The organism is Pseudomonas sp. KSR10 (genome assembly GCF_022355455.1).
GTDB classification, from domain to species: Bacteria; Pseudomonadota; Gammaproteobacteria; order Pseudomonadales; family Pseudomonadaceae; genus Stutzerimonas; species Stutzerimonas stutzeri_E.
Map to the genome: position 1 here is coordinate 566340 of NZ_JAKOEN010000019.1, position 16290 is coordinate 582629.

General features: G+C 62.5%; 17 protein-coding genes. 12 read left to right on the forward strand and 5 right to left on the reverse strand.

Going from position 1 to position 16290, the window contains the following annotated elements; genetic code table 11:
- The first annotated feature begins 182 nt into the window (after window positions 1–182).
- The 3 genes from MCB86_RS11540 to MCB86_RS11550 all read left to right on the forward strand — a co-directional run bounded on the left by MCB86_RS11540 (window position 183) and on the right by MCB86_RS11550 (window position 3299).
- The gene (locus tag MCB86_RS11540) at window positions 183–1817 is read left to right on the forward strand and encodes a hypothetical protein (protein ID WP_239611015.1); all 1635 of its coding nucleotides are present in this window, start codon (window positions 183–185) and stop codon (window positions 1815–1817) included.
- Window positions 1703–2410 (forward strand): esterase-like activity of phytase family protein, encoded by a 708-nt coding sequence (locus tag MCB86_RS11545; RefSeq protein ID WP_239611018.1) that lies wholly within the window; start codon window positions 1703–1705, stop codon window positions 2408–2410. The genes MCB86_RS11540 and MCB86_RS11545 overlap by 115 nt, the downstream gene beginning before the upstream one ends.
- Before the next feature lie 430 nt (window positions 2411–2840).
- Entirely contained in the window at window positions 2841–3299 is a 459-nt protein-coding gene (locus tag MCB86_RS11550) for a hypothetical protein (RefSeq protein WP_045161091.1), read from the forward strand.
- 58 nt (window positions 3300–3357) lie between these two features.
- Here the strand turns inward: MCB86_RS11550 and MCB86_RS11555 are convergent, their stop codons facing one another.
- Window positions 3358–3816: a carboxymuconolactone decarboxylase family protein gene (locus tag MCB86_RS11555; protein WP_045160805.1), complete on the reverse strand. Its 459-nt coding sequence runs from the start codon at window positions 3814–3816 to the stop codon at window positions 3358–3360.
- A 93-nt stretch (window positions 3817–3909) separates the two neighbouring features.
- Between MCB86_RS11555 and MCB86_RS11560 the strand changes: the two genes are divergently transcribed.
- The 3 genes from MCB86_RS11560 (at window position 3910) to MCB86_RS11570 (ending at window position 7146) form a co-directional block, all read left to right on the forward strand.
- On the forward strand, window positions 3910–4713 hold the full coding sequence (locus tag MCB86_RS11560; RefSeq protein ID WP_239611020.1) for a helix-turn-helix transcriptional regulator: 804 nt from the start codon (window positions 3910–3912) through the stop codon (window positions 4711–4713).
- Between the two features lie 151 nt (window positions 4714–4864).
- Window positions 4865–5854 carry a helix-turn-helix domain-containing protein gene (locus MCB86_RS11565; protein WP_239611023.1) on the forward strand — a complete coding sequence of 330 codons (990 nt, stop codon included), beginning with the start codon at window positions 4865–4867 and terminating at the stop codon, window positions 5852–5854.
- Between the two features lie 110 nt (window positions 5855–5964).
- Window positions 5965–7146 carry an MFS transporter gene (locus MCB86_RS11570; RefSeq protein ID WP_239611026.1) on the forward strand — a complete coding sequence of 394 codons (1182 nt, stop codon included), beginning with the start codon at window positions 5965–5967 and terminating at the stop codon, window positions 7144–7146.
- Between the two features lie 52 nt (window positions 7147–7198).
- On the opposite strand, the gene MCB86_RS11575 is transcribed toward MCB86_RS11570, so the two are convergent.
- Window positions 7199–7819, reverse strand: a complete 621-nt coding sequence (locus MCB86_RS11575; protein ID WP_239611584.1) for a LysE family translocator — start codon at window positions 7817–7819, stop codon at window positions 7199–7201.
- Between the two features lie 165 nt (window positions 7820–7984).
- Between MCB86_RS11575 and dksA the strand changes: the two genes are divergently transcribed.
- Genes dksA through MCB86_RS11590 form a run of 3 tightly spaced genes read left to right on the forward strand, consistent with a single transcriptional unit; the run spans window position 7985 to window position 10242 of the window.
- Window positions 7985–8389 carry an RNA polymerase-binding protein DksA gene (dksA, locus tag MCB86_RS11580; RefSeq protein ID WP_239611028.1) on the forward strand — a complete coding sequence of 135 codons (405 nt, stop codon included), beginning with the start codon at window positions 7985–7987 and terminating at the stop codon, window positions 8387–8389.
- Between the two features lie 9 nt (window positions 8390–8398).
- Window positions 8399–9601, forward strand: a complete 1203-nt coding sequence (gene zigA, locus MCB86_RS11585) for a zinc metallochaperone GTPase ZigA (protein ID WP_045160799.1) — start codon at window positions 8399–8401, stop codon at window positions 9599–9601.
- The gene (locus MCB86_RS11590; RefSeq protein ID WP_239611030.1) at window positions 9601–10242 is read left to right on the forward strand and encodes a DUF1826 domain-containing protein; all 642 of its coding nucleotides are present in this window, start codon (window positions 9601–9603) and stop codon (window positions 10240–10242) included. The genes zigA and MCB86_RS11590 overlap by 1 nt, the downstream gene beginning before the upstream one ends.
- A gap of 55 nt (window positions 10243–10297) precedes the next feature.
- On the opposite strand, the gene MCB86_RS11595 is transcribed toward MCB86_RS11590, so the two are convergent.
- Window positions 10298–10627: a four-helix bundle copper-binding protein gene (locus MCB86_RS11595; protein ID WP_239611032.1), complete on the reverse strand. Its 330-nt coding sequence runs from the start codon at window positions 10625–10627 to the stop codon at window positions 10298–10300.
- A 329-nt stretch (window positions 10628–10956) separates the two neighbouring features.
- On the opposite strand from MCB86_RS11595, the gene MCB86_RS11600 reads away from it, so the two are divergent.
- Together MCB86_RS11600 and MCB86_RS11605 are read left to right on the forward strand one after the other, a co-directional pair.
- Window positions 10957–11547 carry a YigZ family protein gene (locus MCB86_RS11600; protein WP_045160796.1) on the forward strand — a complete coding sequence of 197 codons (591 nt, stop codon included), beginning with the start codon at window positions 10957–10959 and terminating at the stop codon, window positions 11545–11547.
- Window positions 11548–12016: 469 nt separating this feature from the next.
- Window positions 12017–12967 carry an adenosine deaminase gene (locus MCB86_RS11605; protein WP_045160795.1) on the forward strand — a complete coding sequence of 317 codons (951 nt, stop codon included), beginning with the start codon at window positions 12017–12019 and terminating at the stop codon, window positions 12965–12967.
- 30 nt (window positions 12968–12997) lie between these two features.
- On the opposite strand, the gene MCB86_RS11610 is transcribed toward MCB86_RS11605, so the two are convergent.
- Window positions 12998–13915 carry a LysR family transcriptional regulator gene (locus MCB86_RS11610; RefSeq protein ID WP_045160794.1) on the reverse strand — a complete coding sequence of 306 codons (918 nt, stop codon included), beginning with the start codon at window positions 13913–13915 and terminating at the stop codon, window positions 12998–13000.
- A gap of 102 nt (window positions 13916–14017) precedes the next feature.
- On the opposite strand from MCB86_RS11610, the gene MCB86_RS11615 reads away from it, so the two are divergent.
- Window positions 14018–15031 (forward strand): zinc-binding alcohol dehydrogenase family protein, encoded by a 1014-nt coding sequence (locus tag MCB86_RS11615; RefSeq protein ID WP_045160793.1) that lies wholly within the window; start codon window positions 14018–14020, stop codon window positions 15029–15031.
- A gap of 19 nt (window positions 15032–15050) precedes the next feature.
- Here the strand turns inward: MCB86_RS11615 and MCB86_RS11620 are convergent, their stop codons facing one another.
- The gene (locus MCB86_RS11620) at window positions 15051–16250 is read right to left on the reverse strand and encodes a Bcr/CflA family multidrug efflux MFS transporter (RefSeq protein WP_045160792.1); all 1200 of its coding nucleotides are present in this window, start codon (window positions 16248–16250) and stop codon (window positions 15051–15053) included.
- Window positions 16251–16290 lie beyond the last annotated feature (40 nt).

Here is a 16290-nt window from a genome sequence, read left to right on the forward strand (position 1 = left end):
GACAGGCGGCTTCGGCCGATGGCACCGCTGGCTATTTTGGCCGGGGCATTTGCGGGACGCTCCTGCCGTCTCGGTGTGCCCTGACCTATTGAGGCGAAACAAGCACAACCTCGTCACCGTCCGGTAACAAACCCGGCCTAGCGTGTTTTGGCTAACCCCAATCACCGAACGCCGAGGCCCGCATGAACAGATCGACCTGCCTGACCCGCACTGCGCTTTCGACCGCGCTCATAGCGGCCTTGCTGCCGCTGACCTCGCAGGCCACCGTTTCGCGGGCCGCGGAATACTTCGAGCGGATCGCGACCTTTCCGGTGTACCGCAACCTCGGCTCGGATGAGGACGTCGCGCGCCAGACCGTCGCCGAGATCACCGCTGTGAGCCGCGACGGCCGCACGCTGATCTACACCGACAGTCCTGGCGAGCGGATTGGCCTGGTGGACATTGGCGACCCGAAATTGCCGAAACCTGCTGGCTTCGTGCAGCTCGAAGGCGAGCCGACCTCGGTCGCCGTGCATCAGCACTTCGCTCTGGTCGCCATCAACACGTCCCTCAGCTTCGCCCAGCCCGACGGTGTGCTGGCGGTGTTCGACATCCGCAATCCCGCCCAGCCCAAGCGTGTCGCCACGCTGCCAATGGGCGGTCAACCGGACTCCATCGCCATCAGCCCGAAGGGCCGTTATGCCGCGGTGGCGATCGAAAACGAGCGGGATGAGGATCTGAACGACGGGTTGCTTCCACAACTGCCGGCCGGCTTTCTGCGCATCGTCGACCTCAAGGGCCAGCCCTCGCGCTGGCGGACACGGGACGTCGATCTGACCGGCCTGGCGGACGTCGCACCGGGCGATCCGGAGCCCGAATACGTCAGCATCAACGATCAGGACGTCGCAGCCGTCACGCTGCAGGAAAACAATCACATCGTGCTGGTCGATCTACGTCGCGGCCGCATCATGCGCCATTTCAGCGCGGGCCAGGTCGACCTGGAAGGTGTCGACGTTAAAGAGAACGACCGCATCGAGCCGGTCGGCGTGCTCAAAGGCAAGCGCCGCGAACCGGATGCAATCGCCTGGGTCGGCCCGCTGATAGCGACGGCGAACGAAGGTGATTACGAAGACGCCAATGGCGAAGAAGGCGGCAGCCGAAGCTTCACCCTGTTTGATTACAATGGACGCGTCTGGCACGAAGCCGGCACCTCGATGGAGCACGCCTTCATCCGTGCCGGTCACTACCCGGAAAGCCGCTCGGAGAACAAGGGCATCGAGCCAGAAGGCATCGCCGCGGCGAGCTACCGCAAGCATGACCTTCTATTTGTGGGCAGCGAGCGCGGCAATGCGGTAGCCGTGTATGACGTCGCACGCCCATGGGCGCCGGTGATGCATCAACTGCTACCGGCAGGCATGGGACCGGAAGGCATTCTGCCGATCCCGTCGCGCAATCTGCTGGTGGTCAGTAGCGAAGAGGATTCGGCCGAGGATGGCTATCGTTCGACGATCTCGATCTACCAGTACGGCGCGAAAACGGCCTCGTATCCGGAGATCCGCTCGACCGAGAGCCAGTTGATCCCCTGGGGCGCACTGAGCGGCCTGGTCGCCGACCGCACGCAGAACGACCGCCTCTACGCCGTCCCGGACAGCTACTACAAGGCTCGCGCATCTTCAGCATCGATACGAGCAAGACGCCCGCCGTCATCGACGGGCAGATCGAATTGCGCAAGGCTGGCAAAACGGTCGACTACGATCTGGAAGGCATCGCCCAGGCCAGCAATGGCGATTTCTGGCTGGCTTCCGAAGGCAACGGCAAAGCCAAGCCGAACCTGCTGATCCGCACAAACGCAAAGGGCGAGGTACTCGAGGAGAATGCGCTGCCGGCGAACGTGGCGGCTCAGCAGACCAGCAACGGTTTCGAGGGCGTTGCGGTGGTCGGGGAAGGCGCCAGCACCCGCGTGTATGTCGCCTTCCAGCGCGAATGGAAGAACGACCCAGCCGGCAAGGTGCGCATCGGCGTGTTCAATCCGAACAGCGGCGAATGGGGCTTCTACCACTACCCGCTCGACCCGGCTGTCGAAGGCGGCTGGGTCGGATTGTCCGAGCTCACCTCGATCGGCAATGGCCAGTTTTTGGTTATCGAACGCGACAACCAGCAAGGCCCTGCCGCCGAAGTCAAACGGCTGTACCGCATCGATCTGAGCGGCATGCAGCCCGCCGCGGAAGGCCAGGGTTTCCCGGTGGTGAGCAAACGTCTGGAACGTGACCTTCTGCCCGACCTGAAGAGCACCGGCGGCTGGGTGCTGGATAAGGTCGAAGGCGCTGCGGTCGATAAGCAGGGCCGGTTGTTCGTGGTAACCGACAACGACGGCGTGGAGGACGCCAGCGGCGAGACGCGTTTCATGCGGTTGGGGATGGTCGAACGCTAAGGTAGATCAAGCCCCTCGCCCACCCTTCCTGGGCGGGCGAGGGGCAATCGAGCTTAGCCCTCCCGGGTTCGCTCTAGGCGTAAGCGATAGCAGCGCGGCTTCAAGGATGGAACAGATGAATGAAACGAGGATGGATAAGACAGCGAATGCTATCAGGAGGTCATGTAGAGGAATTTCGTTGCCAAAGGCAGTGTAAATTACCGCAAAGACCACACATGGCTGGAAGCGCATGCAACATTTCATTTCCTGATTGCAGATCGGATGGCCTGAAGATTTCATCGTCAGCTCGTGCTGCTGACCGATTTTGCTGCGCGGGTTGGAACGGCCGAGTTTGATCCATTACCCGCTTGTTCCGGCCGCGCTCGTCGGCTAGGGTGCCGCCCTCGACAGCAGGGTTCACTCCGGAGTACTACAGATGATCAAAACAGGGATGTTGGCGCTTGGCCTACTGATGGCGTTATCGGCTCAGGCAGACGAGCAGCGCATCTATCTAGTGGCGACGATGCAGCTGGATGGGTCCACCCTGGCTCAGACCATATTCCTGCATGAGCCGGACATTACCGAGCTGGAAGGCTGTCTCGAAGCGGTCCGTGAGGGCCAGCGCTCACGCGACTGGCAAAAATACCGGCACATCTTTCGGAGCGACCGGTTCAAAGGTTTTTCCGGCCATATGCAGTACCGCTGTGCCTTCAGCGAGCAACGGTTCAGCAGTTGGGGGGACGGCCCGCGCTACAACCGGGCGTACCTGATCAGCGTCGACGACAAGGCAGTGCTCAGTGTGTCGCGAATCCCTAGCCAGGCCCAATGCATGGCACAACTGCGCGCGCTTTCCCTGGCCAGGCAGGCGCAGAGCTTATGCGCCATGAGCAATCAGGACCTCAAGTCTTGAGCGGCGAACGCCCCGGGAGCCAAGCCAGGGGCGTCGCACGAGGTCAACCGAATCGCGCTTACGCCGGCTGGTAACTGCCCGGCACCGGCGCGAAGGAAACTCCGAATCGATTCCACGCGTTGATGGTCGCGATGGCCAGTGTGAGATTGGTCAGCTGCGCTTCGGAGAAGTGTTGGCGCACTTCATCGAACAAGGATTGCTCGACACCGTTTGGCAACAGCGTATTGGCCTCGGCCCAAGCCAGCGCGGCGCGCTCGCGATCAGTGAAGAAGGGCGTTTCGCGCCAGGCGCTCAGTGCATAGATGCGCTGCTCGGTTTCGCCGTGGGCGCGGGCATCCTTGGTATGCATATCGATGCAAAAGGCGCAGCGGTTGATCTGCGAAACGCGGATCTTCACCAGTTCCATCAATGGTTTGTCGACGCCGTCTTCGCTGCGGCTCTGGCGTGCCAGGTAGGTTTCCAGCCCGATCATCGCCTTGACGGCTTCGGGAGCGGCTGCTTGGTAGTTCATACGCATGATGTTTCTCCTCGGATTGAATATGGGCGTAGCCTACGCAGCCGCGGAGGCGCGCTATTGTAGAATTTCGACATCTTCGAATGCGGGATTGCCATGTCCTCACTGCACGAGCGCCTGCCACGCATCCAGGGCTTCATCACCCGACCGCCGAGCCCGGCGTTGGCCGCGTATGTGCAGCGTTTCTGGTGGCTGAAGGACAATGCCGCAACCGTTTACGACGCACAGTTGCTGCATCCGGATGGCGGCAGCGGCGTGATCTTCAACTTCGCCGAGCCGCTGAGCGTCAACGGCGTCGCTCACTTGCCTGCCGCATTGATCGCCGGTCCGCAGCTGGCCAGCAGCCGATTGCAGTTGGCCGCTCGGGTAAACCTGATGGGCGTGCGTTTTCGTCCCGGGATGGGCACCGCTTTCTTCCGCGTGGGACTAGACGAACTCTCCGGCTTTCATGGCGATGACTGGCCCGATCTGCGGCTGAGCAGCCTGGTCGATGCATTGGCCGAGCTGGATCTGGACGCCCAGCAGGCATTGGTCGAACGCGAGCTGCTTGCGCGCCTGAAAGATGCGCAGGACCCACGAGCGCCGGTACAACAGCTGCTCACCCGGATCGCCGACAGCCAGGGCCGCGCGCGCCTGAACGAGTTGATGCAGGCGGTACCGCTCGGCCAGCGACAACTGGAGCGCCTGTTCCGTCATCAGGTCGGGCTGACGCCGAAACAGTTCAGCCGCATCCAGCGCGTGGCGCTGGTCCGCCGCGAACTTCGGGCCGGTGAGTCGCTACTGGAGACGGCACTGGCCTGCGGCTACGCCGACCAGGCCCACTTCATCCACGATTTCAAAGCCGTGGTCGGCATGACACCCGGCCAGTACCGTCTCCGCGCGCAGCCCACCGAGACGTAATAGCGCCGCGTATAGAGCATGCCGAGCCGGCTCGCCGTCACAATCCAGGCCATTGAAATTATTGCAATGGCAAGATCCGTGTGAACCTTGTCATTGCGACATACACGCCGCCATCGCAGACTGCCAGCACCTTCCCTGTAGAGCTGCCGCGATGAACACCACTCGCACCGTCGCCTGCCTGGTTTACCCGGATGTGATGAGCCTCGATGTCACCGGCCCGATGCAGGTGTTCGCCTCGGCCAATGTCGAGCGCCAGCGCCAGGGCTTGCCGGCTCATTACCAATTGCTGCTGATCGGCGAGCAGCCCGGCCCCTTCCCGACCTCTGCAGGATTGAAGCTGGTCGCCGACATGGATTGGTCCAGCATAGATCCGGCCACGCTGGACACGCTGCTGATTCCGGGAGGCAATGGCGTGAAAGCGCAGCTGCGCAATCGCCCATTGCTCGACTGGCTGCGACGCGCCGAACCGCATGTGCGACGACTGGGATCGGTGTGCTCCGGGGCCTTGGTCCTGGCCGAAGCCGGGCTTTTCGATGGGCGCAAGGCGACCACCCACTGGGCCGACTTGCAGGCGCTCGGCGAGTACTCAGCCGTGGACGTACAAGGCGACCGTCTGCACACCTATGACCCGAAGGATCCGGCGACCGCCCACCTGTTCAGTTCGGCCGGGGTCACCGCGGGTATCGACCTCGCGCTGGCCCTGGTCGAGGCCGATCTGGGGCGCGCCTTGGCCCTCTCGGTCGCTCAGCGGCTGGTGATGTTTTTGCGAAGGCCAGGCGGGCAGACGCAGTTCAGCCCCATGCTGGCCACGCCAACCGGCGCCGTGGCACGGCTCGCCGCGCTGCTCGAATGGATTCCTGGTCACCTGGGTGACGATCTTTCCATCGAAGCCTTGGCCGAACAGGCGCACATGACCCCGCGCACCCTGTGCCGCCTGTTCAGCCAGGAAGTGGGCATGGGGCCAGGGCAATATATCGAGCGCGTACGGCTGGAGGCCGCGCGGAGCCTGTTGCTGAGCGCGGAAACATCGATCGCGACGGTGTCGCGGCTGACCGGCTTCGGCCATCCGGAAAACCTCAGGCGCACCTTCCAGAAACATTTGTCGGTGAGCCCTCGAGACTTTTTCCAGCGTTTCGGCTGATCGGCAACCCCAGCCGAGCATCACCCGCTTCGAACACATGTTTGCTCACGCACGCGGCGCCAAGCCAGGCGTGGCTGTGCCCGCTTATCTCCAGACAAAGGACGAACCCCGTGCCCCTCTTATTCAGCAACGCCCAGATTTTTCGCTTGTTCGTCGCCCAGGCGCTGTACTGGTCCTGCTCGATGATTGGCATCATCCTCACGTCCATCGTCGGCCTGCGACTTGCCCCTTTTGCCGGTCTGGCGACTCTGCCACTCGCCCTGCTGATGCTGGGCGGCCTGCTCGCCTTGCAACCCATCGCCGGGCTCATGCAGCACCGTGGTAGCAGGGTCGGCTTCCTGTTCGGCGCGCTGGCCGGCGTACTGGGTGGTCTGCTGAGCGCACTTTCGCTCTGGCTCGACAGCTTCACCCTGCTCTGCCTCGGTGCGCTGCCCATCGGGGCCTATCAGGCCTCGGCCATGTATTACCGCTTTGCCGCCCTGGAATCGGTGGCGGAAGCGTTCAAGGGTCGGGCCACCGCCTGCGTAATCGGCGGTGGCGTGGTTGCCGCCCTGATTGCGGCGGCACTTGGTACTGCGGCAAGCGGGCTGGTCACGACGCCCTTCGCCGGCGCCTACTTGCTGATCGCCGCATTGGCCGCAATTGGATTCGTCATCCTGGCTGGCTTGAAGCCTGGTAGCGGAACGACTGCTTCGCCCGTCGCCTCGGCGGCCGTCTCATGGCGCGAGTTGCTCACACGGCCCACCGTCAGAGCTGCCGTACTGACTACCGCAGCCGGCCATGGTCTGATGATCCTGGTCATGAACGCGACCCCATTGGCGATGCACGCTGAAGGCTTGGATATTCAGGCCAGCAGCCAGGTAATCCAGTCGCACATGCTCGGGATGTTCCTGCCCGCATTCATCGCCGGTCCGCTGGTAGACAGACTGGGCAGTCGGCTGGTGGCGTGCGTCGGTGGCGGTTTGCTGATATCCAGTGCAGTCGTCGCCCTGCTCGGCCTCAGCCACTGGCACTTCATGATCAGCAGCTGCCTGCTCGGTATCGGCTGGAACCTCATGCTGGTCGCCGGTACCACCCAACTGGGCCAGGGCCACAGGCCGGAAGAGCGGGCCCGGGCGCAGGGCCTGATGGAGTTGAGCAACGGCAGCGTGGCGGCCGTGATGTCCTTCGCCTCTGGCGCGCTTATCGCAGGAGCGGGCTGGTCCGCTGTTAACGTCGGGCTTCTGCCGATCGTGACCTTGGTTGTGCTGGTGCAGATCGGCGAGGCTTATCGGAAGCGGCAGGTGGCGTAAGGCATTGGGAGGAGGCTTCCACCTCGCGGGCGCGCGCCGCCTCGGAGCGGAGTCAGTCCTTGCGCGCCAAGAGCAGTCCAACTCCCGCACCAGCAAGCAACCCCGCACATCCTCTGTTGAAAACCCGCCGCATGGACGGGCGGGAAAACCAGTGTCTCAGCGCGCTACCGAAATATGCATAGCCGGCAATGGCCACCCATTCGAGTATCAGAAAGCAAACGCCGAGCACGAGGAACTGAAAGCCCATGTCACCCGAAGGATCGACGAACTGAGGCAGGAACGCGGTGAAGATCAATATCGCTTTAGGGTTGCCGGCCGCCAGCAGGAACTCCTGCTTTGCGAGACCAAAGAGCCCCCTGCGCGCCACCGGCCCACTGTCGCTATCCGAAGGATCGGCGTTCCATAGCTGATACGCCAGCCAGAGCAGATAAAGGCCGCCTACCAGCTTGACGGCAAAGAACAGCTTCTCCGATGCATAAAGAATCGACGCGAGCCCTGTCGCCGCGAGCGTGATCATGCCGGCGAATGCAATGAGCCGACCGATGCCCGCATAGCAGGCAACGCGAACCCCGTAGCGCTTCGCATTGGCCATGGAAAGCAAATTGTTCGGCCCGGGCGCCATGTTCAATACAAAGCACGCAGGCAGAAAAAACAGCAGTGTCGTCAAGCTCATGGTTCTCTCCAGTGGCACCCGCATAAATCCTACAGGCCTCGCTGACGCCCGATGCATAGCAACGCGACGGGATGCAGTGTAGCGGCGGTCTCAAGATTCGGCTGACACACCTTAGTATTTGTTATGTTATAACTATTGCATAACTTCCATCTGCACGTGCCACCCATGACCGAAGCCGAACTCCTCGCCCAACCCGCTGACGCCTATATGAACGAGGCCCAGCAAGCTTTTTTTCGTGAATTACTGCTGCGCCAGCGCGCCGAGCTGCAGGCACGTATCGCCGAGGAATTCCAGACGCTACGCGAGCAGGAGCCGAGCAGCGATCCGTCCGATATCGGCACCGCCGAAGAGCAGCGCCAATGGCAGCTGCGCTTGCTGGAACGGGAGAAGAAGCTGCTCGACAAGATCGATGATTCGCTGGACAGCCTCGCCCGCGGCGAATACGGCTGGTGCGCCGAAACCGGCGAGCCCATCGGGCTGAAACGGCTGTTGCTACGCCCCACCACCACGCTCTGCATTGAAGCGAAAGAGCGCCAGGAACAGCGCGAAAAACACCAACGAACCGCCTGAGAAGTCACCATGAATCGCCTCCCTGTCACCGTGCTGTCCGGCTTTCTGGGTGCCGGCAAGAGCACCCTGCTCAACCACATCCTGAAGAATCGCGAAGGCCGCCGGGTGGCGGTCATCGTCAATGACATGAGCGAAATCAACATTGACGGCAGCGAGGTCCAGCGCGACGTCAGCCTCAACCGCGCCGAGGAAAAACTCGTGGAGATGAGCAACGGCTGCATCTGCTGCACGTTGCGCGAAGACCTGCTCGAGGAAGTCGGCAAGCTGGCTCGCGAAGGCCGTTTCGACTATCTGCTGATCGAGTCCACCGGCATATCCGAACCCTTGCCGGTGGCTGAAACCTTCACCTTCCGGGACGACGAGGGACAGAGTCTCGCGGATCTGGCGCGGTTGGACACCATGGTGACGGTAGTCGACGGCGTGAATTTCCTACAGGACTTTCATGCAGCCGAGAGCCTGGCAAGCCGTGGCGAAACCCTCGGCGAAGAGGACGAACGTTCGATTACCGACCTGCTGATCGAACAGGTCGAATTCGCCGACGTCATCCTCATCAGCAAGATCGACCTGATATCCAGCGCCGAGCGCGCAGAGCTGACGGCGATCCTCAGTCGTCTCAATACCCACGCCGAGATTCTGCCGATGAGCATGGGCCGCGTACCGCTGGCGCACATCCTCGATACCGGCCGTTTCGACTTCGAGCGTGCCGCCCTTGCTCCCGGCTGGCTCAAGGAAATGCGCGGCGAGCACGTGCCGGAAACCGAGGAGTACGGCATCGCGTCGACCGCCTACCTCGCGCGGCGGCCCTTCCATCCGCAGCGGTTTCACGACTTCCTCAATCGCGAATGGACCAATGGCCGCCTGCTGCGCTCCAAGGGCTACTTCTGGCTGGCCAGTCGTCCGCAGGACGCCGGTGCCTGGTCTCAGGCTGGCGGGCTGATGCGTTACGAATATGCCGGACGCTGGTGGCGCTTCACACCAGAAGCGCAGTGGCCCACCGACAATGATGCGCGCGCCGCCATTCGCCTGAAATGGGACGAGGACAGCGGGGACTGCCGCCAGGAACTGGTCTTCATAGGCCAGAACATCGACTTCGACCGGCTGCGCGCCGAGCTCGATGGGTGCCTGCTAAGCGAACTCGAATGGAACCTCGGCCCGGAGCGCTGGATGCGCATGCCGGATCCGTTCGGCCCGTGGCAGCAGGAAGTCGCCTGATGCTAGCGCCCTCTCTCGCCCGGCCGTACCCGCAGCAAGTGTTCGGCAGCACGCCTGCGGTGCTGGGCGACGCGTTGCGCGATGGCGTCAACCTGGCGGTGTGGCAGCGCCCGTTGCCGCAGCCCATCGCCGACTTCGCCCAGGCCCTGTTGGCGCAGGGCCAGCCACTGGCCGAATCACTGACGCTCGAACCCGATGCAGACAACCTGCAGACTCTTCCCCTGGCGGAGGCCTATCGGGACATCGCCGGACACGCCGGGTTTGTCGCCGATGTCGCCTGGCTGACGAGCGCGTTCGCCTGCCTGATAGATGCACGCCGCGTCGGGCTGCGCCTACGCGTGCTGGATAAGGCGATGTGTCCGCGTTTTCACGTGGATCACGTACCGCTACGTCTGATCACGACCTATGCGGGGATCGGCAGCGAGTGGCTCCGCGAAGAGGCCATGCTCCGCCAGCGCTTGGGCGAACCGAGCGCCGAGCCCGCCGACATAGGGGACATCGAGCGACTGCAGGCGGGTGAGGTCGCATTGTTCAAAGGCGAGAAATGGCAGGGTAACGAGGGCGCCGGAATCATTCACCGTTCACCGCAGGTTGGATCCGGGGAGCGCAGGCTGATCCTGACACTTGACTGGCTAGCCTGAAATAAAAGGGCCGGCAGCCATAGCTGCACGGCCCCACGGTACAGCGTGGTTTCGATCAGGCGGCCATCTTTTCACATTCACCAGCGCACTTGCGACACGCCTCGGCGCAGGCCTGGCAATGATCCATCTGATGTTTGCCGCACTCCTCGGCGCACTCACGACAGGCTTGTGCGCAGATGCGGCACATTTCCTTGGCCAGGCCGCTGTCACGGGTCATCAGCACCGCGGCGAGCGCGCAGAGATCGGCACAGTCGCGGTCCAGCTGGATGCAGCGCGCCATCATCTTCACGTCGTCCTCGCGCAGACAGGATGCGGCGCATATCTCGCAGGCAACGGCGCAATTGGAGCAGGCCTGGATGCAGGATTGGTAGGTGGAATTGAGCATGAAATGATCCTCCCGTAAGTGGCAGATAACGCAGGCCTTGATCGCCTCTGGTATCCGATCTTTTTTCGTTAGCAGGAATGCGCAACGCCGACCATCTGCGGCCGCCTCCGCTGATAGAAGGTTGGCCACTTGACCGGGCGGATGGGCCTGACGCACGCTACCGAGCCACGAAATCCGTCGCGTCTGGTCTCGAACCGACAGTCAGACGCATACAGTTGTGTGTCGCATCATCCGCGGAAGTTCACGTCAGTGGCTGGGCGGTATCGGGAGCGGCACACCGGGCCGGGTGACCCGTTACAATGCACGCTTTTGCTGCTGTCCTAGCGCCTATGCCTTTTACCCTCGCCATGCCCTGCGACTACCAGGAAGTGATTCGCAAGAGTCGCTTCCTTGCCAGGGCTGCCCCGATCGCTCAACCGGAGGACGCGCAGGCGTTCATCCAGACAGTCAGCGACAGCACCGCCACGCACAATTGCTGGGCCTGGAAAATCGGCAATCAGTACCGTTTCAGTGACGATGGCGAACCCGGCGGCACGGCCGGCAGGCCCATGCTGACGGCCATCGAAGGCCAGGGCTGCGATCAGGTAGTCGTCGTGGTGACGCGCTGGTTCGGCGGGATTCAGCTCGGCACCGGCGGGCTGGCACGCGCCTATGGCGGCTCCGCGGCGAAATGCCTGCAAGCAGGCGAGCGATTGGCGTTGGTGGTGAGGGTTCGCTGCCGCTGCCATTGCCGCTTTGCTGAACTGGCGCTGCTCAAAGCCCGCCTGGGCGATCACGAGGCACTGATCGAAAGCGAAACCTTCGATGCCCAAGGCGCTGAGCTGGTCCTCGCACTACCGAGTGCACAACGCGATGGGCTGCAGCAACTGCTCGCCGATATCAGCCGCGGACGGAGCCGTCTGTCGGATGCTGAATGCTGACAACGCCGCGTTTATTGCCCACATTTCTTGTGGAGCGCGCTGTGGATAACCTTTTGATGAGTGGCTGCATCACCGAAACGGCGCGGCTTACGGAAACTTGCTCACTTATTGAACAAAGCTGCCTTATCGCCTGAGACGCAACTCTCAAGCGCATGAATATCAAGCTTTTTTTGACTTTTTCGACCGCGCAATCGTTTTGCTATCAATCATGGCGAAACGGTTCGATAGTTATGCCCGAAAGAGGTGGAGAAGTCTGTGGATAACCCTGGTAATAACCCGCCGAGCCCTGATGGTTGCTGCGCTTGGCGATACTGATCAAAATTCCGCCAATGTCATCGCTTATTCATCTTGCCGCCATGCCCCGGCAATCTTGCCCTGCTCAACTATCGAAGCAGGCCGCACACCGGCATATCGGTTGCAGGCACTCATGACTAGAATGCCTCGCAAACCAGATGACGAGAACCCGACCATGTACGACTGGCTCAATGCCTTGCCCAAAGCCGAATTGCACCTTCACCTGGAAGGCTCGCTGGAACCTGAACTGCTGTTCCGCCTGGCCGAACGCAACAAGATCGCCCTCCCCTGGAACGACGTCGAGGCGCTACGCAGCGCCTACAACTTTGGCAACCTGCAAGAGTTCCTCGACCTCTACTATGCCGGCGCCGACGTGTTGCGCACCGAACAGGATTTCTACGACCTGACCTGGGCCTACCTGCAGAAGTGCGAAGAGCAGAACGTGGTGCACACCGAGCCTTTCTTCGATCCGCAGACGCACACCGATCGCGGCATTCCGTTCGAAGTCGCCATGAGCGGCATCAGCGGCGCCCTCGCCGATGGGCGCGAGATATTGGGCATCAGCAGCGGTCTGATCCTGAGTTTTCTGCGTCACCTGCCCGAGGAAGAGGCCTTCAAGACGCTGGAACAGGCGATGCCGTTTCGCGATGCCTTCTTCGCGGTCGGCCTCGACAGCTCGGAAATGGGGCATCCACCCAGCAAATTCGAGCGGGTCTTCGCCAAGGCGCGCGCCGAAGGTTTTCTCGCGGTTGCACACGCCGGCGAGGAAGGCCCACCCGACTATATCTGGCAGGCACTGGACCTGCTCAAGGTCAGCCGCATCGACCATGGCGTGCGTGCCGCCGAGGATCCGAAGCTGATTGCACGGCTAATCGACGAGCAGATTCCGCTCACGGTGTGCCCGCTATCGAACACCAAGCTCTGCGTGTTCGACGACATGAGCCAGCACAACATCCTGAATCTCCTGGAACAGGGCGTGAAAGTCACGGTGAATTCGGACGACCCGGCCTATTTCGGCGGTTACGTCACCGAGAATTTCATGGCCCTGCACGATAGCCTGGGCATGACCGAGAGCCAGGCGCGGCGCCTGGCGCAGAACAGCCTGGACGCCCGCCTGGCCAAGTAGTCAACAGCGGGTAGCCAGGCGCGACCTGCATCAACTGGTGAACGGTGCTTGCTCAAGCAGCACCTGGCACCGTTCGACCAGATGCTCACGCAGCAACCGCACCATTTCGCCCAGATGCGCGCGGTGGGCGCAGATCAGATTCAGCGGCGCCGGCTCGCCCAGCAATTCCGGCAACAGCACAACCAAACGCCCCGCCTGCACATCCTGGGCAACGTCCAACCAGGACTTGTACACCAGCCCCTGCCCCGCCAACGCCCAGCGTCGCACCACATCGGCGTCGTCACTGACTCGATCACCGCTCACGACCTGCTCCAGCTCATGCCGACCGTCGTAAAAGCACCAGCGCTCATGCGCCCGCCCCGCCAGCATGAAGCGCAGGCAATTATGGTCGGAGAGTGCAGCCAGCGAGCGCGGCGATCCATGGTTCGCGAGATAGCTCGGCGCGGCGCAGAGCACTCGTCGATTAGCGGCCGCCACGGGCAGCGCCACTAGACTGGAATCCTCCGGTTGGCCGTAGCGCAGCGCGATATCGACCGGCTGTCGAAACAGATCCGCATTGCGATCAGCCAACAACAATCGAAGCGTCAGCAGCGGATGGCGCAACTGGAATTCGTCCATCCAGGGCAAAAGCACATTGCGCCCGAAGTCCGACGGCGCCGATAACTGCAGCGTGCCGCTGATGACCGCTTTTCCCCCGGCCAGCAGTTGCTGACCTTCTACCAGACTCTGCAAGGCCGAGCGCGCATGAGGCAGATACAGCTCGCCTTCGCCCGTCAGCCTCAGGCTGCGAGTCGAGCGCACCAGCAAACGGCAACCCAGCTCAGCCTCAAGCCGTTTGAGAGCCGCGCTTGCAACGGCGGGTGACAATTCCAACTGGCGAGCGGCAGCAGAAAGGCTCCCCAACTCAGCGGTCAATACGAACACTTGCAAGTCATTACTGCGCAGCATTTTCAATATTCCGTTGAAAGAGCCTCTGCAGAATATGCTGTTTTTCTTCCCGGCGCGAAAGCCGAACATGGCACGTATCCCCTTCCAACTTGAGGAACTGCCATGAAAGCCATCGGCTACCAGCAATCGCTACCCATTGATGATCCACGCTCACTGCTCGATATCGACCTACCCGAGCCGACACCCGGCCCCCGCGACCTGCTGGTCGAGGTGCGCGCCATCTCGGTGAACCCGGTCGATACCAAAATCCGTATGCGCGTGCAGCCGGACCAGGGCCAGCATCAGGTACTCGGCTGGGACGTGGCGGGTGTGGTGCGTGCGGTTGGCAGCGATGTCAGCCTGTTCCAGCCCGGCGACGAGGTGTTCTACGCCGGCGCGTTGGACCGCCCCGGCGCGAACAGCGAGCTGCACCTGGTGGACGAACGCATCGTTGGCCGCAAGCCGGCCCGTCTCGATTTCGCCGCCGCTGCGGCGCTGCCGCTGACCTCGATCACTGCCTGGGAATTGCTGTTCGAACGCCTGCAGATCAGCGAAGGGAAGGAAAATCGCGATCAGCGCCTGCTGATTGTCGGCGCGGCCGGTGGCGTAGGCTCCATCCTCACCCAACTGGCACGGCAGCTGACCGGACTCCAGGTGATCGGCAGCGCCTCACGCGGCGATACCCAGGCCTGGGTGCGTGAGCTCGGCGCCCACGAAGTGATCGATCACAGCCAGCCGCTCGCCGCCGAACTGCAACGCCTGGGCATCGCTGGCGTCACCCATGTGGCCAGCCTGACCCACACCGACCTGCATCTGCCGCAAATCGTCGAGGCCTTGCAGCCTCAGGGCCGTCTGGCGTTGATCGACGATCCGGCGAGCCTCGACATCAGCCTGCTCAAGCGCAAGAGCCTGTCGCTGCACTGGGAGTTCATGTACACCCGTTCGCTGTACCAGACGCCGGACATGATCGCGCAACACGAACTGCTCAACCGCGTCGCCGAGCTGATCGACAGCGGCGTGCTCAAAACCACTCTGGGCGAGCATTACGGGACGATCAACGCACAGAATCTGCGCCGCGCCCATGCCTTCATCGAAAGCGGCAAGGCCAAGGGGAAGATTGTCCTCGAGGGATTCTGACCACTCAGCGAGTGCCGCCTCAGGACGAGGCGGCATCCTGACTGCGCGACGCAGCGGCGATTTGCCCTGTGTACCAGGCCAGACACGCCGCCAGTAGTGCGCACACCGTGATCACCAGCGCCATCGGTACGGCCGTGCCGTTGTGCAGCCAACCGACCGCAGCCGACGAAACGGCGGCGATGCAGAATTGCAGGCTACCCATCAGCGCCGACGCCAATCCGGCCTGCTGGCCCTGCTTCGCCATGGCGCAGGCCGTGGCGTTCGGCAGGATACTGCCGAGGCTCGCCATGCCCGCGAATAACGGAATCAGCAGCGGCCAGAGCACATCCGGTCTGCTCAATGCGACGGCGAGCAGTGCCACCCCACAAGCGAAGTAGAACCAGACGAAACGCCGCAGCCATAAGCCCGGCCCCCGCAGACGCAACAGCCGAGCGTTGATCTGTGAGACGAGGATGAAACCCGCGGCGTTGCTGCCGAACAGCCAGCCGTAGTGCTCAGCCGGAACGCCGTACAGTTCGATGAAGACGAACGGCGAACCGGCGATATAGGCGAACATACCCGCCATCGCGACGCCCCCGGCGAGCGCGAAAGCGATGAACTCGCGGTCGCCGAACAGGGCGATATAACGGCCGAAGGTGCCGCGCAACGGATGCTTCGGGGCATCGGCTGGCAGCGTTTCCGGCAGCCGCAGCGCGACCGCAACACCGCAGAGTGCACTGAAGAGCGTCAGCGAAACGAAGATCGCCTGCCAGCCAAAGGCATTCATCAAAACCCCACCTGCCAACGGCGCAAGGATCGGCGCCAGCCCCATCACCAGCATCAGCTGCGAAAAGACCTTGGCGCTCTGTACCGGATCGCAGCTGTCACGCACCACGGCACGTGTTACCACAATGCCCGCACAGCCGCCCAGCGCCTGGACGAAACGGGCCGCTATCAGCCAGTCCAACGAGGGCGCGAAAGCACAGGCGAGCGAGGCCAGGGTGAACAATGCGACACCAACCAACAGTGGCCAGCGACGGCCATACCGATCCGCCAGAGGTCCATAAATCAGCTGACCAATGGCCAGGCCGATGAAGTACGCCGCCAGCGACAGCTGAACATGCTCCACGTCAGTGGCGAAAGCCCGCGCCATCGCTGGGAATGCGGGCAGATAGAAATCGATGGCCAACGGGCCAAAGGCGCTAAGCGCGCCCAGAATGAGCAGAATAGGAAGAGGCATTGGCAACTCGCAGGAAGAAAAAGCGTCTCGCCAGCGCACG